Raw genomic sequence first — 24,318 nt, 5'->3', positions numbered from 1 at the left:
GATTATTCGCGGCCTGCCACACCCAGGTCTGGAGCATCACGCCAGAAGCGCTCCAGATCATAGAACTCACGGGTCGCTGGCATCATCACATGAATGACCACATCGCCCAGATCCACCAGGATCCAGTCGCTGCCGCCACCGCCTTCGATATTGCTGGCGCGCACGCCGTTTTCCTGCGCCTCGGACACCACGGAATCGGCCAGTGACTTAACGTGCCGGTTGGAGTTGCCTGAGGCAATGACCATGAAATCGGTGACGCTTGTACGCTCCCGGACATCAATCACACTGATGTCCTGGGCCTTGATATTCTCAAGCGCATTCACCACCAGATCTTTCAGTTCTTCTGCCTGCATAATTACCCTGTTTTCCGGGACATGGCCGTTGCGGCTGCCCGCCAGTTGCTATTCAGACGCGATTGTATCACTAAACCCTGCGGTCGGGGCAGGCTCCATACAGGCCCAGCGCCTGAATCCGTTGCCAGACGGCATCCGGCGTCAGGTAACGGGGGGAGCGGCCATCCGCAATGCATTGACGGATGCCGGTTGCGGAGATCTCAAGCAGCGGCGGGTCCAGCTCCAGCACCAGGCCCGAAGGCTGTTGCCACAGGGCTTGCGGGCTTTGCGCCTGGCGTTCCCGAACGAGTCGCTGCGCCTCGCTGCCGGGAGCAAGATCCGCCCCCGGGCGTCGCACCACAACGATATGGGCCAGCTCCGGGATATCCCGCCACTCCCGCCAACGGTCGAAGGCGGCAAAGGCATCGGTGCCAACCACCATCACCAGGGGTTCATCCCGCCCCAGCTCAGAGCGCAACTGGCGCAGGGTATCGGCCGTATAGGAAGCACCGGCCCTACGCAGCTCCCGCTCATCAAGACCAAGAGCCGACTCACCGTCAATGGCCAGCCGGATCAGCTCCAGTCGCTGCTCCGCGCCGGCACCGGTATCACCCCGGTGTGGCGGAATATGGCAAGGCACCAGATCAACCCGCTCCACGCCCAGGCTGTCACCAACCTCGAGCGCCAGGCGCAGATGACCGTGGTGAATCGGATCAAAGGTGCCGCCGTAAATAACATGCATGGCATCAGGTCCGGATATGGCCGTCGCCAAACACCACGTATTTCTGCGAGGTCAGCCCCTCGAGGCCGACCGGCCCGCGGGCATGGAGCTTGTCGGTGGAAATGCCGATCTCAGCCCCCAGCCCGTACTCGAAACCATCCGCAAAGCGCGTGGAGGCGTTCACCATGACTGAACTGGAATCCACCTCGGTCAGGAACCGGCGCGCCCGGGTGTAATTTTCGGTAATAATGCTCTCAGTGTGCTGCGAACTGTAGCGGGCAATGTGGTCAATGGCGCCATCCAGGCCCTCAACCACCCGCACCGCCAGGATCGGTGCCAGATACTCGGCTTGCCAGTCCTGCTCCGTGGCCTGGTCTATCCCCTCAAGCACCTGCCGTGTCCGGTCGCACCCCCGCAGCTCAACGCCTTTTTCAGCAAACTGCTGCGCCAGCAGGGGCAGGATATCGGCCGCGATTTCCTCATCGACCAGCAGCGTTTCCATGGTATTGCAGGTGCCATAACGCTGGGTTTTTGCATTGACCGCAACTTTCAGGGCCTTTTCAGGATCGGCATGACTGTCAATGTAGACATGGCACACGCCATCCAGGTGTTTGATCACCGGCACCCGGGCGTCACGGCTGATCCGTTCGATCAGCCCCTTGCCGCCCCGGGGCACGATGACATCCACATATTCCGGCATGGTGATCAGCTCGCCCACGGCGGCCCGGTCCGTCGTGCTAACTACCTGAACCGCCGTCTCCGGCAGCCCGGCCGAGACCAGACCGCGAGCCAGGCAGGCAGCAATGGCCTGATTGGAGTGAATGGCCTCGGAGCCCCCACGCAAAATAGTCGCATTGCCTGACTTCAGGCACAGACTCGCCGCCTCTACGGTCACATTCGGCCGAGATTCGTAAATGATGCCGATAACACCAAGAGGCACCCGCATCTTGCCCACCTGGATGCCGGACGGGCGATAGGTCATGCCGGTAATCTCACCCACCGGATCCGGCAGGGAAGCCACCTGTCGCAGTCCCTCAATCATGGTATCGATGCGGGCCGGTGTCAGTTCCAGGCGGTCCAGCATGGCCTCTTCAAGGCCATTGGCCCGGCCGTTTTCCAGATCTTTATGATTGGCGCTAGCCAGTTCCTCCCGGGAGTCATCAAGCAGATCAGCGGTTGCCAGGAGCGCCTGGTTGCGCACGGCCGTTGATGATCGCGCGACGTCCCGGGCCGCGGCCCTGGCCTGCTGGCCAAGCTCTACCATGTAGGCTGCAACATCCATTGGATTACCTTTCAGTTTCGCGAGCGTTTTTATTGATGGGCGACTACTTTACCTTTCCCGTTTCAAGTACGCACCCCAAACGCCTATTATAGGGGTCTACATTCAATGATCGCCCTTCAGGGAACGACCCCATGCCTCAGCTGGCCGAACACACACTACCCGACCAGGTTTCAAGAGCCGGCCTGGCACTGCTGGCGCTAACCAGCGGGCTGTGCCTGTTTCTGGGTGAGCCACTGAGTGCTGCGGTTGCTGCCGCTGGCGCCGGGCTTTGTCTGACCGGAACGCCACTCAACCGGTTCCGGCATTCCAGGCCCTGGCCCCAGGTCCGCATTGCCCTGTTCACAGTGCTGGTCATCGGCCTGCTCATGGCCCTGTGGCTCGGCCCCTGGTCCCTGAGCCACTGGCTGTACGTGCTGCCGCTGGTGACCTTTGCCGTCATGCCAGAACGTATTGCGGCCATAACCCTGGCGGCGCTGGTGGCGGTGATATTGATCATGACCCAATGGCTGGTCACTCTGCCAGAACGTCATCAGATGGTGACAGCATTCGCACTCACCGCCCTGCTTGCCACTCTGTTTGTTTTCCTGCGGGAGTATCGCGCCCGGCAGCTGGCGCCGCTGCGGCGGACCGATGAGCTCACCTGCGCCGCCAGCCGCGAATACCTCTCTGCTGACCTGCACAAGGAAATACAGCGCAGCGAACGCGAGGGCAGCAATCTGTCAGTTATCATGATCGGTCTGGACAATTCGGCCGACCAGGCCGAACCGGATGAGGACATCCAGGCCATGCTGCCGCGGGTTGGCCGTTACCTGCACTCGCATTTGCGCGATTTTGACACCTGCTACCGGGTCAATGGCCTCGAATTCCTGGCAATCCTGCCCGGCGTCAACACCAGCGATGCCCAGCGCACGGCAGAACAGATCCGCAAGGGCGTCAGCGCCATGATGACCACCCAGGGACTGAGACTGAACGTCAGTACCGGAGTGTCGGGCCTGAATATCGGTGATGACGCCCGGAGCCTGCAAAGCAACGCCAGCAATGCCCTGCGACGGGCCCGACAGCAGAACAATCACCGCGCCGCGCCACAGGGCCCGGAGGACATCCAGCGATGACAGAAACCCGCTTGAGGACCTGGACCCATTCCGGCGGTTACGGATTGGCAGCCCTGTTTGTCCTGATACTGGCACTACAGAACCTGCGTTACGGGTTCTATGATCTGTTTTACCTGGCTCTGGTGATGTCGCTGCTTCTGCTGGCCGGGCTGATCTATACCCTGTTTTCCCGACGCCAGCAGCTCTCGGCACCTGGCCATTCCATCATACTGGCAGCCACCAGCAGCCTGCTGGTGGCTGCCGCCCTGGTCATGAAGGCTCCCGGACTCAGTCACTGGTCCATGCCACTGATCATGCTCAACCTCCTGATCCTTCCCCTACGCAGAGGCGTAGTGCTTTCATGCCTGCTGATCATTCCGTCGGCAATCCTGGCATGGCAGAGTTCCCCTGCTGCAGACGCCCTGTTCACCACCACCGGACTAATACTCCTGCTGGCGGTCACAGCCCTGTATGTCTGGCACTATGACCACATGGCCCAGTCCGCTCAGGACCTTGCGCTCACTGACCCGGTCACTGGCGCACAGAATCCACGATTTCTGGACGAAAACCTGCAAAAGGAAATCAGTCGTTCTATGACAACCGGGCACCCGCTCTCATTGATCTGTCTGGGCCTGGACCACAGCGCGGAAATCCAGAAACTGCATGGTACCGGCGGGCTTCAAACCCTGTTAAGAAACATGACCCGGGAGCTCTTTGCCATCATCCGGGCCGGCGACTCCCTGTACAGCACCTCGGACTCGGAGTTTTTTCTGATCCTGCCCTTTACTCCCGAGGAAGGCGTGCGGGTCATTGCCGAACGAATCCGCCGTATCATCAGTGAGCAGGACTGGCCGGCCGTGGGCATCGTCTCGATCAGTCTTGGCTGCACCACACGCATTGATGAAGACACCAGGGCCGACACGCTCAGAGCCAGGGCTGAGCAGGCCATGGCCGAAGCACGCCAGCGCAACGCCGATACCGCCTGGTTCAGCCAGGGAGAAACATCCAGGGCATGACCGGAGACTGGCTGGAGACCTTCACCGCCTGGGTGGGCAGCCACCCGGACTGGCTGATCATGGCCCTGTTTGCCACCGCGCTGGTGGAATCCCTGGCCATTGCCGGACTGATTGTTCCCGGGGTCGCCATCCTGTTTGCACTGGCGGCCCTGGCCGGAAAAACCGGCATTGGCCTGGGTGAAGCCCTGCTCTGGGCCGGGCTCGGGGCCATTGTTGGCGACCTGCTGAGCTTTGCTATCGGCCGACGGCTGAAGGACCGGCTGCACGCAATCTGGCCATTCAGCCGTTACCCCGCCATGATCGCCAATGGCGAATCCTTTTTCCGGGCCCATGGCGGCAAGAGCATACTGATCGGACGCTTCGTTGGCCCCATCCGGCCAGTCATGCCCCTGGTTGCAGGTGCCCTGCAGATGCCCTGGCAACGTTTTGTCGGTTTCAACCTGCTCTCGGCCACGGCCTGGGCACCGGCTTACGTACTGCCTGGTTTTTTTGTTGGCTCGGCCATGTCCGGAAGCGTCCAGCCACCGCCGCACTTCTATCCGATCCTGGCTGCCGCCGGTGCCGTACTGGTATTGATCTACGCCCTGCTGTTGCGACTGCGCCTGGGCGTAGGCGAAGGCAGTCCGTTCTATCAATGGCTTGAGCAGCGCATGGCGGGCTATGACGCCACTCACCGATTCTGGCGCCTCTATACCAATGAACGGCCAAGCCGCCGTGGGGAATTCCCCCTGCCCTCGCTGATGTTGGCCATCGCAGCACTGTCACTGTTCCTGATCCTGGGCCAGTTGACCCCGGTCAGTGATCTTCTGCAGCAACTGGACCAGCGGGTACTCAACTGGTTCAGTCTGCTAAGACAGCCCCTGCTTGATCCGCCCATGATCCTGCTCACCATGCTGGGCGATCCCCCGGTACTGATCGCGGGCGCTATTCTGGCGTCCCTGAGTCTGGGCTTCCGTGGCTACTACGCAGCCGCTGCGCACATTGCTGTCGCCGCTGCGGTGACCACCATCCTGGTGTGGTTACTCAAGGCCGGTTTCGCGGTGCCAAGGCCGGAAGCCGTGCTGCATCCGCCCTTATCCGGCGCCTTTCCCAGCGGCCATACCACCGGTATAACAGTGGCCGCCACCCTGCTGGCCAGCTTTATCGCCGCAGAGGGAACCAACCGCCAGCGCTGGCAGACCTACGTTCTGCTCTCTGCGCCTCTGGTGCCGGTCGCCTTGAGCCGACTTTACCTCGGGGTGCACTGGTTCACGGATGTGCTGGGGGGACTGTGTCTGGGGCTGGCGATCACCGGGCTGGCACGAGCCAGTTACAGCCGTTTTGACCGCGTTCCCATCCGTGCGGACGCTAGCACCTGGCTGGCCCTGCTGGCCTGGCTGCTGTTCGCTTTACTCTATATCCGAAGCGAATGGGTCGGGGCGCTGGCCCGTTACGCGCCACTTTAGTTGCCTTCCAGTTCCTCAACCAGAGCCTGAAGCCGGTCCAGGCGCTCAACGGGGTCCTGCAACTCCATCAGGGACTGCTTCTGGTCGGCGTCCAGGGGTAACAGTTCGGTCAGTCGCCAGCCGACATCCCGCGCATCTGTGAAATCCACCGCCATCTGCAGCTCGTCCACCACGGGATGGCGACACAGCGCCTCCAGAAGCGGAGGCAAATCCTGGTACTGGGGCGGAATACCGGACTCCGGCTCCGGTTCCAGGTCCCTCAGAACACCCAGATGCAGCCCGTCAGCCTGTTGCCGGCTGCTCTCAACGCGGACTTTGGCATCGCCCTCCACAGTAATCCCCAGCAGCCCGTTGTCCATCTGCTGAAAATCGATGATCCGGACATAGGTGCCGATATCGTGGAAGGTCGCCCGGCGACCGGCCTCTGCCCCTTCCCGAAGCAGGAGCACAACAAACCCGGTGCCGTCTTTTAAACAACGGGTCAGCATGTCCAGATAACGGGTCTCGAACAGTTGGAGCGGCAGACGCCCGCCGGGCAGGACTACCGATCCAAGGGGAAACAGGGGGACTTCGTTAGGGCTATGGCTCACGGCAGACTCAGACTCCGGCTGTTTTCATCGTATGGAGAGCAGGGCTTTGACCTCATCCACCCGCTCACGGGCTTCGTTGAGCAACTGCAGGCCGCTGGAGGCATGCAGGTCCGGCTTCCCGAGCCGATGCCAGGCCGGCACCTGCTCGAAGGCCGGCACGGCGACCCCGGGCTCGTCGGTCGCGCCCAAGGCATGCAATTGTGCAACAATCACCACATCGGCCAGAGACGGCTCAGCCTGATTCCCTTCATAGTGCCAGTCCCAGGCATGGCGGGCCACTTCCACGAAGGCATCCGAGAAGGCCCAGGCATCCAGAACCGCCCCGCCCATATCAGCACGCAGTTCGTTGATCGCGTGCTGAAGATTGTCCTCATTGGCAAACAGCGCTGTATGGTGCTCGGCATGAACCAGTACCGGCACCACGCCAATATCATGCAGCAGACCGGCCAGCATGGCCTCCTCCGAGTCAATCCGGGTCAGATGATCCGCCAGCACCCGTGACAGGGCTGCCACCTCCCGGGAATGCTGCCACAGCCGATCCATTTCCCGCTGCAGTTGCGGCTGGCGGGTTTTGAACACCTCCCTCATGGCGAACAGCGTCACCAGCTGCCGGGTGGTATGGGTGCCTAGGCGCACCACAGCCTCGCGCACATTCCGAACATCGTTGTAACCGCGGTAGATCGGACTGTTGCAGGCCCGTATCAGCTTGGCTGCCATGGACGGATCGGCCGACACCGCCGTGGCCACATCGCCCGCTGTGGAGTTTTCCCGATCAACCACACGCCGGACCTTCCAGGCAACATCGGGCACACTCGGCAGACGAACCTGGTTGGAGCGCAACTCGGAGTAGAACTCCATCAGCATATGCTGCTCGGCGCTTCCGTCAGTGCCATCGTCCCCGGAGTGCACTTCTGTCTGAACCACCGGCGCGCTGCCCAGCAGGTCGTTGAGAATGTCCTGATCAATGACCAGAAACTCACAGGGCTGAACCGCCTTGACGTCATACATCCGGGGCTGAAGCCGGGCCACCGGTGTCAGGGCCCGGTCGGTATCAGCTTCAATCGTGTCTTTTCGTCCGTCCATGGACTCGAGTTCCACCACGCCGGAGATCAGGAAATAATCCAGTCCGTCCTTGACGCCGCGCTCCATCACGCGCTGTCCGGCACCATAACTGCGCCGTTCGGCACGGCTTGCAAGCAGCACCAGTTGATCATCCGTCAGGCGTCCCAGTGGTTTGAACGCCCTGAGACGACGTAGTGGCAGGCTTGGACGGCCTCCCATAGGCAACTCCCTATCAATGGTTTACGAATACACCGATAAATTGTTACACAGTGTAAACGCACGGCGATAAAACAGCCATGCGACGGGCGTTGAATCTGTTATCCTGACAGGTTCACAGTCATTGTTTTGGAAGAGAGCAGCAACCATGCCCCAGTATCGTTCCCACACCTCGACCGGCGGCCGTAATATGGCCGGTGCCCGGGCGCTCTGGCGCGCCACGGGCATGCAGAACGAGGATTTTGGCAAGCCGATCATTGCCGTGGCCAATTCCTTTACCCAGTTTGTGCCGGGCCATGTGCACCTGAAGGATCTTGGCCAGCTGGTCTGTCGCGAAATCGAATCTGCCGGCGGCGTTGCCAAGGAATTCAATACCATTGCCGTGGACGATGGCATCGCCATGGGCCACGACGGCATGCTCTATTCCCTGCCATCCCGGGAGATCATCGCGGATTCCGTGGAGTACATGGTCAACGCCCACTGCGCCGACGCGCTGGTGTGCATCTCCAACTGCGACAAGATCACACCGGGCATGCTGATGGCCGCCATGCGACTGAACATTCCGGTCATCTTCGTGTCCGGTGGTCCCATGGAGGCCGGCAAAACCAAGCTGTCCGAGCACAAGCTTGATCTGGTGGATGCCATGGTCATCGCCGCGGATCCGGGCGCCAGCGACGAGCAGGTCGAAGAGTACGAACGCAGCGCCTGCCCCACCTGCGGCTCCTGCTCGGGCATGTTCACCGCCAACTCGATGAACTGCCTGACCGAGGCCATCGGCCTGGCCCTGCCCGGCAACGGCTCCATGCTGGCCACCCACGCAGACCGGGAACGCCTGTTCCTGCAGGCTGGCCGCCAGATCGTCGCCAACGCCAAGCGCTATTACGAGCAGAACGATGCCAGCGTCCTTCCGCGCAGCATCGCTTCGTTCGAATCCTTCGAGAACGCCATGACGATGGACATCGCCATGGGTGGGTCCACCAACACCATCCTGCACCTGCTGGCGGCAGCCCAGGAAGGCGGCGTTGATTTCACCGTATCCCATATTGATCACCTGTCACGGCATGTGCCGCAACTGTGCAAGGTGGCTCCGAACTCGCCGCTGTATCACATGGAAGACGTCCATCGGGCCGGCGGCATCATGGGCATCCTGGGTGAGCTCGAGCGGGGCGGACTGATCAACACCAACCTGCCGACCGTTCACAGCAAAACCATGAAGGAAGCTCTGGAGACCTGGGACATCATGCGTTCGCCGTCGCCGGAAGTGGTCGAGTTCTACAAGGCCGGGCCGGCCGGCATCCCCAGCCAGACTGCCTTCAGCCAGAATACCCGGTGGCCGTCGCTGGACGGTGATCGCGAAAACGGCTGCATCCGCTCCGTTGACCACGCCTACTCCAGCGAAGGCGGCCTTGCCGTTCTCTACGGCAACATTGCCCTCAACGGCTGCGTGGTCAAAACCGCCGGTGTTGACGACAGCATCCTGGTGTTCGAGGGCAAGGCCCGGGTATTTGAAAGCCAGGACGCGGCCGTAAAAGGCATCCTGGAGGATGAAGTAAAATCCGGCGAAGTGGTCATTATCCGCTACGAAGGGCCCAAGGGCGGCCCAGGCATGCAGGAGATGCTGTACCCGACCAGCTACCTGAAATCCAAGGGTCTGGGCAAGGAATGTGCCTTACTGACGGATGGCCGTTTCTCCGGTGGCACCTCCGGGCTCTCTATCGGCCACGCCTCTCCGGAGGCAGCTGCCGGTGGCGCCATTGGCCTGATCGAAACCGGTGACACCATCCTGATCGACATCCCCAACCGCACCATTGACGTGCAGTTGAGCAATGAGGAGCTGCAGAAGCGCCGCGAAGAACGGGATGCCAAGGGCTGGAAGCCGGAACTGCCGCGGGACCGCAAGGTTTCCGCAGCGCTCAAGGCCTATGCCCTGCTGGCCACCAGTGCTGACAAGGGCGCGGTCCGGGACCTGGAAAAACTGGACTGACCCGCCTATTCAGCTCAGCCTGAAAAAAAGCCCGCCGGATGCGTTCCGGCGGGCTTTTTCAGTCCTGATGCTCGTGAGCTTCCTCCCCGAATTCCCGGATAAAGATGCCCCAGAACGCCATGAACAACGCGGCCACCAAAGGCCCCATGACAAACCCGTTGATACCGAAAAGCACGATACCGCCGAGGGTGGACAGCAGCACCAGGTAATCCGGCATTTTGGTATCACGACCGACAAAGATCGGGCGCAAAAGATTATCCGCCAGACCGATCACTACCACACCGTAACCGGTCAGCACAGCCGCTGACACAGTGTCTCCCACCGCCGCCAGGTAGATGGCCGCCGGCACCCAGACAATGGCGGCGCCAACAGCTGGCAGCAGTGACACCACCGCCATCACCACGCCCCAGAGCAAGGCTCCGGTAATGCCCAGAATCCAGAAAATGAGCCCACCCAGAGCACCCTGGATAATGGCGATCAGCAGGTTGCCCTTGACCGTGGCCCGGGTCACCTCCGCAAACTTGGCAAACAGCAGGCGCTCGCGCTCATCCCCCAACGGCAGGGCGCGAATCAGCAGGTCCACCAGCTTCTGGCCATCCCGGATCAGGAAGAACGCCACATACACCATCAGTGCCAGCGCCAGGAAAAACTGAAAAGTATTCTGGCCAATGCCCAGTGCCTGCTTCGCCAGAATCTGACTGCCGCCAAGGAAGGCATTGACCGCTTTATCCCGCAATTCGCCGAAATTCACATCAAACTGGGCCAGAAACGACTGAATCGCAGGAAATGACTGGTTGACCTGATCAATGTACTCGCCCGGGCGAATGTCGCCGGCCTGGATTTTCTGGTACAGCCCCACCCCTTCAGAAATCAGCGCGGCTCCCAGCCCCAACACCGGGATGACAACGATGGTGATACACAGGAACAGGGTAATCAGGGCATTGATGTTGGGCCGGTCACCCAGGCGGCGCGACAGCATGCGCTCGAACGGATGAAAGATCAGGGCGATGGCAACCGCCCAGAAGATCGGCCCGAAAAAAGGCTTCATCAGAAGTACAAAGGCCAGGGAGACGCCCACCAGCATGGCGAGAAAGGTCCGTGTCTCGAGTTTTGCGTACATATTCCGCAGGGTCCTGTTTCGGGGGACTTGAGTACCGGCTAACGGCGCGACAGCCCGGCAGGCGGCGTGGCCAGCCAAGCCAGCTTCGGGTTATAGTGTACTGTTATTGTTTTCCAATTAAGCCATCGGGTTGCAACTTTTGGAGACTTTTACTGTCGAAACCGCATTGCAGGCCGCCACTGAACTGCAACGGGTTCTGGCTGCCCGCACCCACAGACGCAAGGTCATGGGGCAGGAAGTCGAAGTGCCCGGCCAGTTGGGTGAGGCACTGCAATTGCCCAAAATTATCCGTCGTCTGGGCGGAAAACAGCAACGTCTGCGCGATCAGGGTCTGGACGATTTTCAGGAACTCTGGCCGACGCTGTCACCTGCAACCCGACAACGGGTACTTGATGCCATCGGCTGGTACGACCCCAAGGAACTGGAATGGGACGACAAACGGTCAAACCGTCGCCCAGTGGTCGGACCTGACGACGAGTACGTATAAACACTTCTGCAACCAGCCGGGTAACGACCCGGAACTGTAACACTCAGCAATTAGGGTTGTACGAATCAGGAGGATTTCTATGACACAAAACAACTACTACACCGCCATCCTGGCTGAACGTAGCGCGGTGCCGACACTGCTTTGCGGCCACTGCCATTCCATTCTCTCCCGGGCCCGGATCTTCCGGAACGAGGGAGACCAGCACCAGGACATCGAATGCCAGGTCATCGGCCTGTGTTCTGCCGATGACTGCCGTGCCGTGAATTGCTGCGACGAAGCCATGGAAAAACTGGAAAACCCCGAGCAACTGCTCGACATCGCGTCCTGAAGCGGACGCTGCCACCGGCCCCGGCGGGCATTGCCCGCGCCCCAGGCCGGCGCTGGCAGGCCAACCCCGGCAACTACCTATCCCTTCTCCCGTAATGAACATATCAACGGCGGCAGAAAGCGACTATAATCGGCGCTAACCAAGCATTGCGTCGATGTTGCCAGCAATGCCTTACCCGCCGAATACCGAGTAATTTCATGTCAGAATTGTCTTTTGCCGAACTGGGGCTCGATCCAGTTGTACTGGAAGCTGTGGCCTCTGTCGGCTATGAAACACCCTCGCCCATCCAGGCACAGTCCATTCCGGCCCTGCTGGCCGGCAATCACCTGCTGGGCGTGGCCCAGACCGGCACCGGCAAAACCGCCGCGTTTGCCCTGCCGCTGCTGAGCCGCATTGATGCCTCCATCGCCGAACCACAGATCCTGGTTCTGGCCCCCACACGGGAACTGGCCATCCAGGTCGCCGAGGCATTCACCACCTATGCCAGCAAGTTCCGCGATTTCCATGTACTGCCCATTTACGGCGGTCAGGATTTTTCACCCCAGATCCGGGGCCTCAAGCGGGGCGCCCAGGTCATCGTGGGTACGCCGGGCCGTTTGCTGGATCACCTGCGCAAAGGCACGCTCAGGCTCAACAACCTGCAGGCACTGGTGCTGGATGAAGCCGACGAAATGCTGCGCATGGGCTTTATCGACGATGTAGAAACCATCCTGTCGAAAACCCCGGAAAACTGCCAGCGTGCGCTCTTCTCAGCCACCATGCCGCCACAGATCAAGAAGGTGGCCCAGACGTACCTGAGCAACGCCACAGAAGTGCGTATCGAGAGCGAGTCCCGCACCGTCGAGCGCATCGCCCAGTTCGTGCTGCCGGTCTATGCCGAGCGCAAACTGGACGCCCTGACCCGGATTCTGGAAGTCGAGCCCTTCGACGGCGCCATTATTTTCGTGCGCACCAAAGCCGAAACCACCGTCCTGGCCGAAAAGCTGTCAGCACGGGGCCACGCGGTTGCGCCCCTGAACGGCGACCTGAACCAACGGCAGCGTGAGCAGACCGTTGAGGAACTCAAACGGGGCAAGCGCGACATCATCATCGCCACGGATGTAGCCGCCCGCGGGCTGGACGTTCCCCGAATCACCCACGTCATAAACTACGACGTACCCTACGATCCGGAAGCCTATATCCACCGGGTGGGCCGTACCGGCCGTGCCGGTCGGTCGGGCAAGGCCATCCTGCTGGTCACGCCCCGCGAGCGCAGCTGGCTGCGTACTCTCGAGCGCGCGACCAACTCGCCCATGGAGCCGTATGAGCTGCCGTCACCGGCTGAACTCCAGAAGATGCGCGTCCAGCAGTTTGAAGAGCAACTGATGAGCTTCGCGGACGATCCTCGCCTGGGCAAAGCCATTGCTTTGCTGGACGACATTGCCGAACGCAATGACATGGACATGGCCATGGTTGCCGGCACGCTGGCCTGCTGGGTGGAGGCGTCGCAACCGGACTCCCTGCCGCTGCAGGCACCGGAAGCACTGCCGGAGGTCTCCAGCAAGCCGCGACGCGATCGCAATGGGCCGCCCAAGGGCAAGAAAAACTTCCGCAAGGGCCCTCCGGGCAAGAACGCCCGTAAAGGTGGTAAGCCCGGCGGCTTTGCCAAGGGTGGTAAAGGTCGGCCCGGTGGCAAGCCGTCCGGCAAAGGCCCGAAGCGCGGCTGATCCCGCTCCGGGCCGAACAATCAGCGCCGCCGGTCAGGCCGGCTGGCGGCGTTGGTAGACAACAAAACTGTAGTCATACGGGTTGTTGTCCGAGGCCGTGAAATCCTCACGGCCCATTTCCTCCCATTCGGCCCAGTCCACTTCCGGAAAGAACGCATCCCCTTCAACATCGGCGTGGACCAGTGTCACGTACATGCGATCCACCATGGGCAGCGCTTCGGCATAGATCTGCCCGCCGCCGATGATCATGACTTCCTCACCACCGTCCAGCTCGGCCTGGGCTTCGGCCATTGTCAGCGCCTCGGGCAAGGTCTTTGCGGCCATGGTGCCGGCAGGGGCCTGCCATTCCGGATTTCTGGAGATCACCACGTTCATGCGCCCCGGCAGTGGCCGGCCGATGGAGTCCCAGGTTTTCCGGCCCATGATGATGGGCTTGCCCATGGTGGCCTGTTTGAAGTACTTCAGATCCCCCGGCAGGTACCAGGGAAGCTTGTTGTTCCGGCCGATGACCCGGTTCTGGGCCATGGCGACGATCAACGCTTTTCTCATCGGTTTACGTCCTGTTTTGCAGCCTTCCATTTTCCGGCATTACTGCTGACTTGCGAATACCGATGGGTTGAAGACGGCTTTCCAAAAAACGCTCCTTACGGCCCATCCCTGGGGCGCTTCGGCTCCGCCATCCCTGGCTCCGCAGATTTTTGGAAAGCCGTCTCCAACCCATCTCGATAACCCTTGGGCGTTTGCCGTTTCGTGACAAGCTCCTCAACTGCCAGACCTGTCGGTTCCGGCGCTCCGCACAGTGTATCTCAGCGGATGGGAGGGCAGGTCTTCCGGAAATGTGCGGAGCCATGGATGGCGGAGCCCAAGCCGCACATGGACGTCTTGAGGCGTTTTCCGGAAGACCTGCCCTCCCATCTGCATCGCGCCAAACCAGAGGTCTGGAGCGGAAAGCAGACGCTAGATGGCAATCGGCGCCTTGATCACAGGATGCGGCTCGTAACCCTCGAATTCGAAATCCTCGAGCTGGTAATCGAAAATGGACTCGGGCCGGCGCTTGATCACCAGTTTCGGCAGCCCCCGGGGCTCCCGCTTGAGCTGTTCGAAGACGATGTCATCGGTCAGGTGGTTCTGGTACAGATGGCAGTCACCGAAGGTATGCACGAATTCGCCGACGTCCAGATCACACTGCTGCGCGATCATATGGGTCAGCAGGGCGTAGCTGGCGATGTTGAAGGGCACGCCCAGGAACAGATCGGCACTGCGCTGATACAACTGGCACGACAGCCTGCCATCGGCCACATAGAACTGGAACAGGCAATGGCAGGGCGCCAGCGCCATCCGGCCTTCGCGTACGTTGTCCTGGGGGCCAATGGACTCATCCGGTAACTCCGCCGGATTCCAGGCTGAAACAATCAGCCGCCGGGAATTCGGTTTGGTGCGGATCTGCTCGATCACCTCGCTGATCTGATCCACCGTGCTGCCATCCGGACACTGCCAGCTACGCCACTGTTTGCCGTAGATCGGACCCAGATCACCGTTTTCCAACGCCCATTCATTCCAGATGGACACCTTGCGCTCTTTCAGCCAGGAGTTATCGGTGGAGCCGTTCAGAAACCAGAGCAGTTCATAGATGATGCTGCGCAGATGTACTTTCTTGGTGGTCAGCAACGGGAACCCCTCCTGGAGGTTGAACCGCAACTGCCGGCCAAACACCGAACGGGTGCCCACACCGGTGCGGTCCCCTTTGTCGGTTCCGTTATCGACCACGTCCTGCATGAGATCGAGGTAGGCTTTCATCAGGTCTTTCTCCGGTAGGCAATGATCATCAGGATAACGCCGGCTGCGATCATTGGGGTGGACAGCACCTGCCCCATGGTCAGCCAGTCAAAGGCCAGGTAGCCCAGTTGGGGATCCGGCTCACGGACGAATTCCACTAGGAAGCGGAACACACCGTAACCAATCAGGAACAGGCCGGACACGGCCATCCTGGGCCTGGGTCTGGCGGAGAACCACCAGAGGATGGCGAACAGGGCGACGCCTTCGAGGGCGAACTGGTAGAGCTGTGATGGATGCCGGGCCAGGCTGTCCGGAGCCTGGGGGAAGACCATCGCCCAGGGAACATCCGTCGGTTTGCCCCACAGCTCGCCATTAATGAAGTTACCGATGCGGCCAGCCCCAAGGCCGACCGGCACCAGCGGGGCGACAAAGTCGGCGATCCGCCAGAACCCGGCACCGGTCTTGCGACCGTACCACCAGAACGCCAGCATGACCCCCAGCAGCCCCCCGTGGAAGGACATACCGCCTTCCCACACCCGGAGCAGCCAGAGCGGGTCCGCCAGGAAAACATCGAAGTTATAGAAAAGCACGTAGCCAAACCGGCCGCCCAGGATCACACCCAGTGCCATGTAGAACAGCAGATCCCCTACCTGCTGTTCGTTAAGCGGCGACCAGGGTTTGTGACTGCGAACGCGGCCAAGCCACCAGCCGGCAGCAAAGCCAACCAGATAGGTCAGGCCATACCAGTGGACCTGGATAGGCCCGAGTGACAGGGCCACCGGATCGAGTTGCGGGTATTGCAGCATGAAGCCTCTCTCAGCTCAGCAGGAATCGGAGTCCGACCAGAATCAGTACACAGGCGAATATCCGCTTGAGCAGGCGGGCATCCAGCCGGTGCGCCAGTCTGGCACCAAAACGGGCGAAAAAGACGCTGGTGGCAACGATGCCCACCAGAGCCGGCACATAGATAAAACCAACGCTCAGGTCGGGCAGTCCCTCGTGGCCCCAGCCCGCCCAGATATTACCGGCGGCACCGGAGGCGGCAATGGGAAAACCGATGGCCGCCGAGGTGGCGACTGTGTGTTGCATGCGCACGTTGCACCAGCTCAGATAGGGCACGGTGATGGTGCCCCCGCCGATACCGAAAATGGCGGACACCCAACCGATAAAAGCACCGGCCACACCAAGCCCTGCACGCCCCGGAACATCGCGGCCGGGTTTCGGATTGGCTTCCAGCAGCATCTTGGTGGCCACCAGGATCACGAAGATGCCGATGATCAGTTCCAGAGCCGCGCCACTGAGCAGGGCAGCCGTCCAGGCACCCAGAACGGCGCCACCAACCACACCAACGGTCATCGGCCGAAACAGGTCCCAGCGAACCGCTCCGTGCATATGATGGGTTCGTATAGAGCTGATGGAGGTGAATACGATGGTTGACAGGGAGGTGCCCACTGCCAGGTGGGCCGCCACATCGGGACTGATACCCTGCAGACCAAAACTGAAGATCAGTACCGGCACAATGACCAGGCCGCCACCGATACCAAACAGGCCAGCCATGGTACCGGCCAGCGCGCCCAGTAACAGGTACAATAGAATTACGCCAAACAGAGTCATGGTGTCGGTCGTTTCCGGTGCAAATGAACCGGTATGATACGCACACTTGCTTCGCTCGTCACTGCAACACAGGATGGCCACCCCCTATGTGCCTGATCGCCTTTTCGGTCAACCAGAACCGCCACTTTCCACTGGTGGTTGCCGCCAACCGGGATGAGTTTTTCCGCCGCCCGACCGCCGGCATGGACTGGTGGACGCCAGCGCAGGGCGAACCAGTCCTGGCCGGCCGGGACCTGGAATCCGGCGGCACCTGGCTGGCCATCACCCCCCGCGGAGAGGTCACCGCAGTCACCAACGTGCGCGAAGGCAGCGCGGAGCCCGGGCAGCGCAGTCGCGGCGAATTGCCCCTGCGGGCGCTGGCCTCCGATACGGACACCCTGCAGGCAAGCCTGGACCAGAAAGCCAACGCTTACTCCGGCTTCAACCTGGTCCGCCTGAGCACCACCGGAGGCTGGTACTACAGCAACCGGGACGCCCATCCCGGACGCCATCTGTACCGGGGCATTTACGGACTGAGCAATCACCTGCTACAGACCCCCTGGCCCAAGCTGTTGCGTCTGCGCTCGGCATTTACCAAGACCCTGGAGCAGGCCGAAGGCTCCCCGCAGGCGCTGCATGAACAGTTGCTCGAGCTGCTCCAGGACACAACCCCGGCGCCTGATGACCAGTTGCCCGACACCGGAGTGGGCCTGGCCACCGAACGCTTCCTGTCGTCGCCGTTTATCAAGGGTGACGACTACGGCACCCGGGCCACCACCCTGTTTACCCTGAGCCAGGACGGCGCCATTCATGTCACCGAGCAGTCCTGGGGACCGGGAGCGGCGCCACTGGAAACACGCCAGTTCCACTGGCAGCGATAGCCCGGGGACTCTGATATACTCGCGCCAACACTGAAAACCCGAACCGGAGGGCGTCCATGGCGGACCAAGACAACAGCCGCACATCCATCGCCGACTTTGAGAAATCCCTGGACGAGCTTGAGACGCTGGTCCGTGACCTGGAGCAGGGCGAACTGTCCCTGGAGCAGTCTCTGGCGGCCTTTGAACGCGGCGTCAAGCTGACCCGTCAATGCCAGAGCGCACTGAAGTCCGCCGAGCAACGGGTGGAACAGCTGGTCCAGACCAGCGACGGCTCACTGGAAACCCGGCCGTTTTCCGAAAGCGACGCCGACTGATGGCCCAGCAGACGTTTGCCATCGAGGATTATCTCGAACAATGCCGCAAGCAGGTGGATGCCGAACTGGATCGCAGTATCAGTGCCGCGTCCGCCTCAGAGCGACTGCAGGCGGCCATGCGCTACAGCGTCCTGGGTGGCGGCAAGCGTATTCGCCCTGCCCTGTGCCTGGCTGCGGCCCGCGCGGTGGCCGGCAGTGAGACGGCCGCCACCCTGCCCGCCTGTGCCCTGGAACTGGTGCATGCCTACTCCCTGATCCATGATGATCTGCCCGCCATGGATGACGACGACCTGCGCCGGGGCCGGCCCACCACCCACATTGCCTTTGACGAAGCCACTGCCATCCTGGCCGGCGATGCATTGCAGACACTGGCCTTCCGGCTGCTATCTGACGCACCGTCGCTGTCCGACAACCAACGCATCGCCATGATACGGACCCTGGCCGACGCCAGTGGCCACAGTGGCATGGTCGGCGGCCAGGCCATTGATCTGGAATCGGTTGGCCGGCAACTGACCGTGGCGCAGCTGGAAACCATGCACCGACACAAGACCGGTGCACTGATCGAAGCCAGCGTTCGGCTGGGCGCGCTCACCAACCCCGAAATCACCCGGGACCGGACCGAAGCGCTGGCCCGATTCGCCAGCGCACTCGGACTGGCATTTCAGGTTCAGGACGACCTGCTGGACATCGAGGGCGATACCGAGGTGATTGGCAAACGCCAGGGCTCAGACGCAGCCCGGGAGAAACCGACCTATCCTGCCCTGCTGGGGCTGGACGGTGCCCGGCAGCGACTAAGCGACCTGCTGGGCCAATGCCATCAGGCGCTGGAGGACTTTGGCCCGGAAGCCGGGCCCCTGATCGCCATGGCGGATTACGTGGTGGCCCGAACCCACTAACACCCCGTATCTACCAAAACGCGGCATTTTGCGGCATCCGGACAGACAGGGGTATGAAACGGCCCCACCTGATCCCTTATAATGCCAGCCAGAACTTATTTTCCGACGAAGACCCGAGCCGATGCAGGACACCTACATATTCCGGGAGATTCCGTCGAAGCGGCCCCAGACGCCGCTCCTCGACAGAATTGAAACGCCATCCCAGCTGCGGGAACTGCCTGCCGAACAGCTCACGCAACTGGCCAGGGAACTGCGTGCGTTCCTGCTCTGGTCGGTTGGCCAGAGCGGCGGTCATTTCGGCGCCGGCCTGGGCGTCCTGGAACTGACCGTGGCCCTGCATTACGTCTTCAATACTCCCGAAGACCGACTGGTCTGGGATGTGGGCCATCAGGCCTATCCCCACAAGATTCTCACCGGCCGCCGGGAACAGATGAACAGCATTCGCCGCAAGGATGGTCTGGCCGGGTTCCCGAAACGGAGCGAAAGCGAGTACGACACCTTTGGCGTCGGCCACTCCTCCACCTCCATCAGCGCCGCACTGGGCATGGCCATTGCCGCCAAGCTCCAGGATACCGGCCGCAAGAGCATCGCGGTGATCGGTGACGGCGCCATGACGGCGGGCATGGCCTTTGAGGCGCTGACCCATGCCGGGCACCTGAACGCCAACATGCTGGTGATCCTCAATGATAACGACATGTCGATCTCCCACAACGTCGGGGGACTGTCGAACTACTTCGCCAAGCTGCTGTCCAGCCGCACCTACAACCAGGTCCGGGACAGCGGCAAGAAGGTTCTGCGCGGCACACCGCTGATGACCCTGGCAAAGAAAACCGAGGAGCACTTCAAGGGCCTGATCGCACCGGGCACACTGTTTGAGGAACTGGGCTTCAATTACATCGGCCCGGTGGACGGCCATGACCTGCCCCTGCTGCTGGAAACCCTGGAAAACATCCGTGAACTGGAGGGCCCCCAGTTCCTGCACGTGGTCACCACCAAAGGCAAGGGCTTCGCCCCGGCAGAAGCCGATCCGGTGGGCTACCATGCCATCAACAAGATCGAGCCGCAGCCGGCCTCAACGTCTGGACCGGCCAAAGCCAAAACGCCCAAGTATGCCAACGTGTTCGGCCAGTGGCTGTGCGACGCCGCAGAGCAGGACGAACGGATTGTCGGCATCACCCCGGCCATGTGCGAAGGGTCAGACCTTCTGGCCTTTTCCAAACGCTTCCCTGACCGCTACTTTGACGTCGCGATTGCCGAACAGCATGCCGTCACCCTGGCCGCCGGACTGGCCTGTGATGGCGCCAAGCCGGTGGTGGCCATCTACTCGACTTTCCTGCAGCGGGCCTACGATCAGCTCGTTCACGATGTGGCCGTACAGGATCTGGACGTACTCTTTGCCATTGACCGGGCCGGCCTGGTGGGTGAAGACGGCCCAACCCATGCCGGCGCCTTTGATATCAGCTACCTGCGCTGTATCCCGAAGATGCTCGTCATGACCCCGTCGGACGAGAACGAGACCCGTCAGCTACTGCAGACCGGCCTGCATTTCGAGGGACCGGCAGCGGTTCGTTACCCCAGGGGCACCGGCCCTGGAGCCCGGATCGAGCCGGCCCTTACTCCCATGCCCATTGGCAAGGGCCGCAGGATGCGTGATGGCCGGCGGATTGCCGTATTGAACTTCGGTACCCTGCTGGCACCGGCCCTGGAAGCAGCCGAGGCTCTGGATGCGACAGTGGCGGACATGCGGTTCGTCAAACCACTAGATGAAGCGCTGGTGATGGAACTGGCCGAGCAGCACGAGCTGCTGGTCACTCTGGAGGAAAATGTCGTGGCCGGGGGTGCCGGCAGTGCCGTGACGGAATTCCTGAACGCCAGCCAGGTCAGCATCCCGGTACTGCAACTGGGCCTGCCAGACCGCTTTGTGGATCACGGCAAGCACGGCGAACAGCTCCGTGAATGCGGACTGGACGCCGAGGGCATCCACGACGCCATTGCCCGGCGCCTGGCGCAACTGGACAGCCAGTCACTGGCTCAGACCGGATCGTCGTCCTGATGGGTCTCCAGCCAGTGGCCCAGCTTGCTCTGCTTGGTATTCAGATAATGTTCGTTGTGGGGGTTGCGCCCCACATGCAGCGGCACCCGCTCGGCAATACGGATTCCGTATTCCTCCAGCGCGCGCACCTTGCGGGGATTGTTGGTCATCAGCCGCAGGCCTGAAATGCCCAGGTGCCCCAGCATGTCACGGCACATGCTGTAGTCCCGCATATCGGCCGCGAAGCCCAGTTGTACATTGGCCTCAACGGTATCCGCGCCCTCATCCTGCAGACGGTAGGCCCGGATCTTGTTCAGCAAACCGATACCACGGCCTTCCTGACGCAGGTACAAGAGAACGCCCCGGCCCTCACGGGCGATGCTGCGCAGGGCCTCTTCCAACTGATAACCACAGTCACAACGCATGCTGTACAGGGCATCACCGGTCAGGCACTCGGAGTGGGTTCGCGCCAGAACAGGCTCATCGCCGCTGATATCCCCCAGGGTCAACGCCACATGCTCTTTACCGGTGTCGGGCTCTTCAAAGCCATGCATGTCGAAAACGCCGAAAGGGGTGGGCAAACGGCAGGTCTCAATGTAACGAACAGCCACTGTACATCCTCGTGGTTCTGACAATGTGGGCGGGCATTCTACCACGGGGGGCCGGCACGGCGTAGCGCCGTTAACACCTACGCCGCTGTTCTGCATCAGGCCTCGGGTACACGCCAGTGGCCGGAACGTCCGCCGGTTTTCTCCAGCAGCTGGACGGCCTCCAGCACCATGCCACGGTCCACCGCCTTGCACATATCGTAAAGGGTCAGGCCCGCAATACTGGCCGCCGTCAGCGCTTCCATCTCCACACCGGTCTGCCCGGAGAGTTTGCACCGGGCGACAATCCTGACCGATCGGCCGTCCTCGCCAGGTGCCAGGTCGACCTTGACCGACGTGAGATTCAGGGCGTGGCACAGGGGAATCAGCTCGGAGGTTTTCTTCGCCGCCATGATGCCGGCAATCCTCGCGGTCGCCAGCACATCCCCTTTCGGGTGTTCGCCCGCCATGATCATCCGCAGGGTTTCCGGCTCCATCCGGAGCACGGCCTGAGCCCTGGCTTCTCTTTCCGTGACGGCCTTGTCGGTCACGTCGACCATCCGGGCTTCACCCCGGTCATCCAGATGCGTCAGCTTACTCATTGGCCTCTCCCGATAAACAAAACTTGCCTGAAGGCGTCAGCGCCACCAGAAACCGATACCGGCGATCCCCTGCCCGCCCATTTGCCGGGCCTGCAGTTCCTGGTCCGCGGTCATGCCACCCAGCGCGAAGACCGGCACAGTGGCACCAGCGACCAGCTGCTGGAAGACCTGCCAGCCCATTCCCGGCTCATCCGGATGGCTTGGCGTTGGCAACACAGGGCCGAGCACCGCGTAATCCGCTGACAGTTTTTGCGCCTGTTCGAGTTGCCCGGCATCGTGACAGGACACCCCCAGCAGGAAATGCTCAGGTACCGGACGTTCATCAAACTCCCTGGCCACGGCCCAGGGAAGATGCACCCCGGCAGCTCCCGGCAGGGCTTCCAGCAATTCGGGCCGGCCATGAAGTATCAACCGGCTACCGCGCTCGGAGGCCAGGGGCAACACCTGCTGCGCCAGCACCTGGTAACCCTCAGGAGACAGACCGGGGGCACGTAGCATCAACAGTTCGGGCGCGCCCTGTGCCAATCGCTGCTGCAGATGTCCGACGGCCTCAGCAACCGGTTCCATGTCACCGGTGATCGCCAACCGGTTGGGCAGTCGAAGAGCCCGGATGATGGGCCGGTTGGCGGCAGGAAAGTCCGCGTCCGCCAGGTCTTCCGGTGCCAGCCACTCAATTGGCTGCCCTTCCCGGCCAAAGGGCTCCCCGGTGGCCGTGGCAGTCTGCCAGACATCCAGAAACACCTGCTTGTCACCGTAATCGTGACGGATGCCGATGACCGGCTCCAGCCCGGACTCTGGCACCCGAAGGCCGGTTTCCTCGGCAATCTCCCGAACCAGAGCCTGCTGGACCGTTTCACCGGGTTCCACCTTGCCCCCGGGGAATTCCAGCAGTCCACCCTGATGCACGTGCTCGGGCCGCCTGGCAATCAGCACCCTGCCGTCGCGGACAATCACCGCGACAGCCACATGGACAACTCGTTGCGCCCCGGCGGCCGGGGCCTTGCTGTCAGGTGCGGTATTCGGCATTGATGGTCACATAATCGTGGGAGAAATCGCAGGTCCAGACCGTTTCATGGACATCGCCCCGGTGAAGATCAATGGCAATGGTGATCTCTTCACGGTCCATCACCGCCTGCCCACGAGCTTCGGTGTAGTCATCGGCACGGCCTCCTTCACGAACAAGACAGACATCGCCCAGGTGGATGGTCACCGCGTTCAGGTCCAGCCCCTCGACACCGGCCCGGCCCACAGCTGCCAGAATACGCCCCCAGTTGGGGTCGGAGGCGTAGAGCGCCGTCTTGACCAGCGGCGAGTGCGCGACCGTGTAGGCAACATCCAGGGCTTCCGACTGACTGGCGGCACCATGGACGTCGATGGTGACAAACTTGGTGGCACCCTCACCGTCACGAACAATGGCATGAGCCAGTTCCAGGTAGACCTCTTTCAGCGCCGCGCGAAGCGCCGGCATCAACGGGCTGTCTGCGGTGATTTCCGGGCCGCCATACTGGCCCGAGGCCATCAGCATGCAGGCGTCATTGGTGGAGGTGTCGCCATCAATGGTGATGCGATTGAAGGAGCTTTCCCCCAGTTCCGAAGACAGGCGCTGCAGAGCGTCCGGAGCAATCAGAGCGTCAGTGGCAATAAAGCCGAGCATGGTCGCCATGTTCGGCCGAATCATGCCCGCGCCTTTACTTATCCCGGAAATGGTCACCTGATGACCGCCGAGGTCCACCCGGCGGGTGGCGCCCTTGGGCCGGGTATCGGTGGTCATGATGCCGCTTGCGGCCTCCGCCCAGCGGTCCTCACGGGTATCGGCCAGCGCGTCGGGGAGCGCTTTGACAATTCGATCAACCGGCAGGGGCTCACCGATGACGCCGGTGGAGAACGGCAGGACTGATTCGGTCGCCACCTTCGCCTGTCCGGCCAGGGACTCACAGCACTGCAGGGCATCGGCCATGCCCTGCTCACCGGTGCCTGCGTTGGCATTACCGGTATTGATCAGCAGGTAGCGCGGTGCTTCGGAGGCCAGATGGCGACGGCTGACAACCACCGGTGCGGCACAGAACTGGTTACGGGTAAAAATACCGGCCACACGGGTGCCCGGCGCCAGCTCAAACACCACCAGATCCTTGCGGCCCGGTTTTTTGATACCGGCACTTGCAATGCCAAGGCTGACACCACTGACCGGGAAAAATTCGGGTAAGGTTCCGGGACCTACCGCCATGACTGCCTCCTCACATTCTCCAGAACTGGAACG

General features: G+C 61.6%; 25 protein-coding genes. 11 read left to right on the top strand and 14 right to left on the bottom strand.

The window, feature by feature from the left end; genetic code table 11:
* Positions 1 to 2: 2 nt before the first annotated feature.
* The 3 genes from rsfS to HNR38_RS15950 form a co-directional block, all read right to left on the bottom strand.
* Positions 3 to 353, bottom strand: coding sequence for a ribosome silencing factor (rsfS, locus tag HNR38_RS15960; RefSeq protein ID WP_183706173.1), 351 nt, complete (start codon positions 351 to 353; stop codon positions 3 to 5).
* Positions 354 to 423: 70 nt separating this feature from the next.
* Positions 424 to 1,074 (bottom strand): nicotinate-nucleotide adenylyltransferase, encoded by a 651-nt coding sequence (gene nadD / locus HNR38_RS15955; RefSeq protein ID WP_183706171.1) that lies wholly within the window; start codon positions 1,072 to 1,074, stop codon positions 424 to 426.
* Between the two features lie 4 nt (positions 1,075 to 1,078).
* A complete protein-coding gene (locus HNR38_RS15950; RefSeq protein ID WP_183706169.1) occupies positions 1,079 to 2,335 on the bottom strand; it encodes a glutamate-5-semialdehyde dehydrogenase in 1,257 nt (418 codons plus the stop codon).
* Positions 2,336 to 2,466: 131 nt separating this feature from the next.
* On the opposite strand from HNR38_RS15950, the gene HNR38_RS15945 reads away from it, so the two are divergent.
* Genes HNR38_RS15945 through HNR38_RS15935 form a run of 3 tightly spaced genes read left to right on the top strand, consistent with a single transcriptional unit; the run spans position 2,467 to position 5,887 of the window.
* On the top strand, positions 2,467 to 3,447 hold the full coding sequence (locus HNR38_RS15945; RefSeq protein WP_183706167.1) for a GGDEF domain-containing protein: 981 nt from the start codon (positions 2,467 to 2,469) through the stop codon (positions 3,445 to 3,447).
* Positions 3,444 to 4,442: a GGDEF domain-containing protein gene (locus HNR38_RS15940; protein WP_183706165.1), complete on the top strand. Its 999-nt coding sequence runs from the start codon at positions 3,444 to 3,446 to the stop codon at positions 4,440 to 4,442. Before HNR38_RS15945 ends, HNR38_RS15940 begins: the two co-directional genes overlap by 4 nt.
* On the top strand, positions 4,439 to 5,887 hold the full coding sequence (locus tag HNR38_RS15935; protein ID WP_183706163.1) for a bifunctional DedA family/phosphatase PAP2 family protein: 1,449 nt from the start codon (positions 4,439 to 4,441) through the stop codon (positions 5,885 to 5,887). Before HNR38_RS15940 ends, HNR38_RS15935 begins: the two co-directional genes overlap by 4 nt.
* Here HNR38_RS15935 and HNR38_RS15930 read toward each other — a convergent pair.
* Positions 5,884 to 6,477: an LON peptidase substrate-binding domain-containing protein gene (locus HNR38_RS15930; RefSeq protein ID WP_183706161.1), complete on the bottom strand. Its 594-nt coding sequence runs from the start codon at positions 6,475 to 6,477 to the stop codon at positions 5,884 to 5,886. The two genes, HNR38_RS15935 and HNR38_RS15930, sit on opposite strands and share 4 nt — an antisense overlap.
* Before the next feature lie 24 nt (positions 6,478 to 6,501).
* Positions 6,502 to 7,758 carry an HDOD domain-containing protein gene (locus tag HNR38_RS15925; protein ID WP_183706159.1) on the bottom strand — a complete coding sequence of 419 codons (1,257 nt, stop codon included), beginning with the start codon at positions 7,756 to 7,758 and terminating at the stop codon, positions 6,502 to 6,504.
* A 145-nt stretch (positions 7,759 to 7,903) separates the two neighbouring features.
* Between HNR38_RS15925 and ilvD the strand changes: the two genes are divergently transcribed.
* Positions 7,904 to 9,739 carry a dihydroxy-acid dehydratase gene (ilvD, locus tag HNR38_RS15920; protein WP_183706157.1) on the top strand — a complete coding sequence of 612 codons (1,836 nt, stop codon included), beginning with the start codon at positions 7,904 to 7,906 and terminating at the stop codon, positions 9,737 to 9,739.
* A 58-nt stretch (positions 9,740 to 9,797) separates the two neighbouring features.
* Here ilvD and HNR38_RS15915 read toward each other — a convergent pair whose 3' ends face one another.
* Complete coding sequence (locus HNR38_RS15915; protein WP_183706155.1) at positions 9,798 to 10,859, bottom strand: AI-2E family transporter; 1,062 nt, start codon at positions 10,857 to 10,859, stop codon at positions 9,798 to 9,800.
* A gap of 139 nt (positions 10,860 to 10,998) precedes the next feature.
* Here HNR38_RS15915 and HNR38_RS15910 point away from each other — a divergent pair, with 139 nt between their 5' ends.
* From HNR38_RS15910 to HNR38_RS15900, 3 genes are all read left to right on the top strand, one after another.
* Positions 10,999 to 11,346: a hypothetical protein gene (locus HNR38_RS15910; protein WP_379919272.1), complete on the top strand. Its 348-nt coding sequence runs from the start codon at positions 10,999 to 11,001 to the stop codon at positions 11,344 to 11,346.
* 79 nt (positions 11,347 to 11,425) lie between these two features.
* Positions 11,426 to 11,674, top strand: coding sequence for a hypothetical protein (locus HNR38_RS15905; RefSeq protein WP_183706153.1), 249 nt, complete (start codon positions 11,426 to 11,428; stop codon positions 11,672 to 11,674).
* 197 nt (positions 11,675 to 11,871) lie between these two features.
* Positions 11,872 to 13,380, top strand: a complete 1,509-nt coding sequence (locus HNR38_RS15900; RefSeq protein WP_183706151.1) for a DEAD/DEAH box helicase — start codon at positions 11,872 to 11,874, stop codon at positions 13,378 to 13,380.
* A gap of 33 nt (positions 13,381 to 13,413) precedes the next feature.
* Here the strand turns inward: HNR38_RS15900 and HNR38_RS15895 are convergent, their stop codons facing one another.
* From HNR38_RS15895 to HNR38_RS15880, 4 genes are all read right to left on the bottom strand, one after another.
* A complete protein-coding gene (locus HNR38_RS15895) occupies positions 13,414 to 13,929 on the bottom strand; it encodes a dihydrofolate reductase (RefSeq protein WP_183706149.1) in 516 nt (171 codons plus the stop codon).
* Positions 13,930 to 14,337: 408 nt separating this feature from the next.
* Positions 14,338 to 15,177 (bottom strand): thymidylate synthase, encoded by an 840-nt coding sequence (locus HNR38_RS15890; RefSeq protein ID WP_183706147.1) that lies wholly within the window; start codon positions 15,175 to 15,177, stop codon positions 14,338 to 14,340.
* Entirely contained in the window at positions 15,177 to 15,962 is a 786-nt protein-coding gene (gene lgt / locus HNR38_RS15885; RefSeq protein ID WP_183706145.1) for a prolipoprotein diacylglyceryl transferase, read from the bottom strand. The genes HNR38_RS15890 and lgt overlap by 1 nt, the downstream gene beginning before the upstream one ends.
* A 10-nt stretch (positions 15,963 to 15,972) precedes the next feature.
* Complete coding sequence (locus tag HNR38_RS15880) at positions 15,973 to 16,770, bottom strand: sulfite exporter TauE/SafE family protein (RefSeq protein ID WP_183706143.1); 798 nt, start codon at positions 16,768 to 16,770, stop codon at positions 15,973 to 15,975.
* An 86-nt stretch (positions 16,771 to 16,856) separates the two neighbouring features.
* Here HNR38_RS15880 and HNR38_RS15875 point away from each other — a divergent pair, with 86 nt between their 5' ends.
* From HNR38_RS15875 to dxs, 4 genes are all read left to right on the top strand, one after another.
* On the top strand, positions 16,857 to 17,630 hold the full coding sequence (locus HNR38_RS15875; RefSeq protein WP_183706141.1) for an NRDE family protein: 774 nt from the start codon (positions 16,857 to 16,859) through the stop codon (positions 17,628 to 17,630).
* Between the two features lie 56 nt (positions 17,631 to 17,686).
* Complete coding sequence (locus HNR38_RS15870; protein ID WP_183706139.1) at positions 17,687 to 17,944, top strand: exodeoxyribonuclease VII small subunit; 258 nt, start codon at positions 17,687 to 17,689, stop codon at positions 17,942 to 17,944.
* A complete protein-coding gene (gene ispA, locus HNR38_RS15865; RefSeq protein WP_183706136.1) occupies positions 17,944 to 18,840 on the top strand; it encodes a (2E,6E)-farnesyl diphosphate synthase in 897 nt (298 codons plus the stop codon). The genes HNR38_RS15870 and ispA overlap by 1 nt, the downstream gene beginning before the upstream one ends.
* Positions 18,841 to 18,961: 121 nt before the next feature.
* Positions 18,962 to 20,893 (top strand): 1-deoxy-D-xylulose-5-phosphate synthase, encoded by a 1,932-nt coding sequence (gene dxs, locus HNR38_RS15860; RefSeq protein WP_183706134.1) that lies wholly within the window; start codon positions 18,962 to 18,964, stop codon positions 20,891 to 20,893.
* On the opposite strand, the gene ribA is transcribed toward dxs, so the two are convergent.
* The 4 genes from ribA to argJ all read right to left on the bottom strand — a co-directional run bounded on the left by ribA (position 20,872) and on the right by argJ (position 24,285).
* Positions 20,872 to 21,483 carry a GTP cyclohydrolase II gene (gene ribA, locus HNR38_RS15855; protein ID WP_183706132.1) on the bottom strand — a complete coding sequence of 204 codons (612 nt, stop codon included), beginning with the start codon at positions 21,481 to 21,483 and terminating at the stop codon, positions 20,872 to 20,874. The genes dxs and ribA overlap by 22 nt on opposite strands.
* Positions 21,484 to 21,578: 95 nt before the next feature.
* On the bottom strand, positions 21,579 to 22,061 hold the full coding sequence (gene moaC, locus HNR38_RS15850; RefSeq protein ID WP_183706130.1) for a cyclic pyranopterin monophosphate synthase MoaC: 483 nt from the start codon (positions 22,059 to 22,061) through the stop codon (positions 21,579 to 21,581).
* A 36-nt stretch (positions 22,062 to 22,097) separates the two neighbouring features.
* The gene (locus HNR38_RS15845) at positions 22,098 to 23,087 is read right to left on the bottom strand and encodes a Nudix family hydrolase (RefSeq protein ID WP_183706128.1); all 990 of its coding nucleotides are present in this window, start codon (positions 23,085 to 23,087) and stop codon (positions 22,098 to 22,100) included.
* Positions 23,068 to 24,285 (bottom strand): bifunctional glutamate N-acetyltransferase/amino-acid acetyltransferase ArgJ, encoded by a 1,218-nt coding sequence (gene argJ, locus HNR38_RS15840; RefSeq protein WP_183706126.1) that lies wholly within the window; start codon positions 24,283 to 24,285, stop codon positions 23,068 to 23,070. Before argJ ends, HNR38_RS15845 begins: the two co-directional genes overlap by 20 nt.
* Positions 24,286 to 24,318 lie beyond the last annotated feature (33 nt).

Origin of the sequence: Marinobacter oulmenensis, from assembly GCF_014201735.1 — a bacterium.
GTDB lineage: Bacteria > Pseudomonadota > Gammaproteobacteria > Pseudomonadales > Oleiphilaceae > Marinobacter > Marinobacter oulmenensis.
The sequence above is the reverse complement of the archived record's forward strand: the minus strand, read 5'-3'. Positions and strand labels throughout refer to the sequence as shown.

Coding starts and splice junctions, on each gene's coding strand:
- rsfS (WP_183706173.1), bottom strand. CDS start 353: ATGCAGGCAGAAGAACTGAAAGATCTGGTGGTGAATGCGCTTGAGAAT.
- nadD (WP_183706171.1), bottom strand. CDS start 1,074: ATGCATGTTATTTACGGCGGCACCTTTGATCCGATTCACCACGGTCAT.
- HNR38_RS15950 (WP_183706169.1), bottom strand. CDS start 2,335: ATGGATGTTGCAGCCTACATGGTAGAGCTTGGCCAGCAGGCCAGGGCC.
- HNR38_RS15945 (WP_183706167.1), top strand. CDS start 2,467: ATGCCTCAGCTGGCCGAACACACACTACCCGACCAGGTTTCAAGAGCC.
- HNR38_RS15940 (WP_183706165.1), top strand. CDS start 3,444: ATGACAGAAACCCGCTTGAGGACCTGGACCCATTCCGGCGGTTACGGA.
- HNR38_RS15935 (WP_183706163.1), top strand. CDS start 4,439: ATGACCGGAGACTGGCTGGAGACCTTCACCGCCTGGGTGGGCAGCCAC.
- HNR38_RS15925 (WP_183706159.1), bottom strand. CDS start 7,758: ATGGGAGGCCGTCCAAGCCTGCCACTACGTCGTCTCAGGGCGTTCAAA.
- ilvD (WP_183706157.1), top strand. CDS start 7,904: ATGCCCCAGTATCGTTCCCACACCTCGACCGGCGGCCGTAATATGGCC.
- HNR38_RS15915 (WP_183706155.1), bottom strand. CDS start 10,859: ATGTACGCAAAACTCGAGACACGGACCTTTCTCGCCATGCTGGTGGGC.
- HNR38_RS15905 (WP_183706153.1), top strand. CDS start 11,426: ATGACACAAAACAACTACTACACCGCCATCCTGGCTGAACGTAGCGCG.
- HNR38_RS15900 (WP_183706151.1), top strand. CDS start 11,872: ATGTCAGAATTGTCTTTTGCCGAACTGGGGCTCGATCCAGTTGTACTG.
- HNR38_RS15895 (WP_183706149.1), bottom strand. CDS start 13,929: ATGAGAAAAGCGTTGATCGTCGCCATGGCCCAGAACCGGGTCATCGGC.
- HNR38_RS15890 (WP_183706147.1), bottom strand. CDS start 15,177: ATGAAAGCCTACCTCGATCTCATGCAGGACGTGGTCGATAACGGAACC.
- lgt (WP_183706145.1), bottom strand. CDS start 15,962: ATGCTGCAATACCCGCAACTCGATCCGGTGGCCCTGTCACTCGGGCCT.
- HNR38_RS15880 (WP_183706143.1), bottom strand. CDS start 16,770: ATGACTCTGTTTGGCGTAATTCTATTGTACCTGTTACTGGGCGCGCTG.
- HNR38_RS15875 (WP_183706141.1), top strand. CDS start 16,857: ATGTGCCTGATCGCCTTTTCGGTCAACCAGAACCGCCACTTTCCACTG.
- HNR38_RS15870 (WP_183706139.1), top strand. CDS start 17,687: ATGGCGGACCAAGACAACAGCCGCACATCCATCGCCGACTTTGAGAAA.
- ispA (WP_183706136.1), top strand. CDS start 17,944: ATGGCCCAGCAGACGTTTGCCATCGAGGATTATCTCGAACAATGCCGC.
- dxs (WP_183706134.1), top strand. CDS start 18,962: ATGCAGGACACCTACATATTCCGGGAGATTCCGTCGAAGCGGCCCCAG.
- moaC (WP_183706130.1), bottom strand. CDS start 22,061: ATGAGTAAGCTGACGCATCTGGATGACCGGGGTGAAGCCCGGATGGTC.
- HNR38_RS15845 (WP_183706128.1), bottom strand. CDS start 23,087: ATGCCGAATACCGCACCTGACAGCAAGGCCCCGGCCGCCGGGGCGCAA.
- argJ (WP_183706126.1), bottom strand. CDS start 24,285: ATGGCGGTAGGTCCCGGAACCTTACCCGAATTTTTCCCGGTCAGTGGT.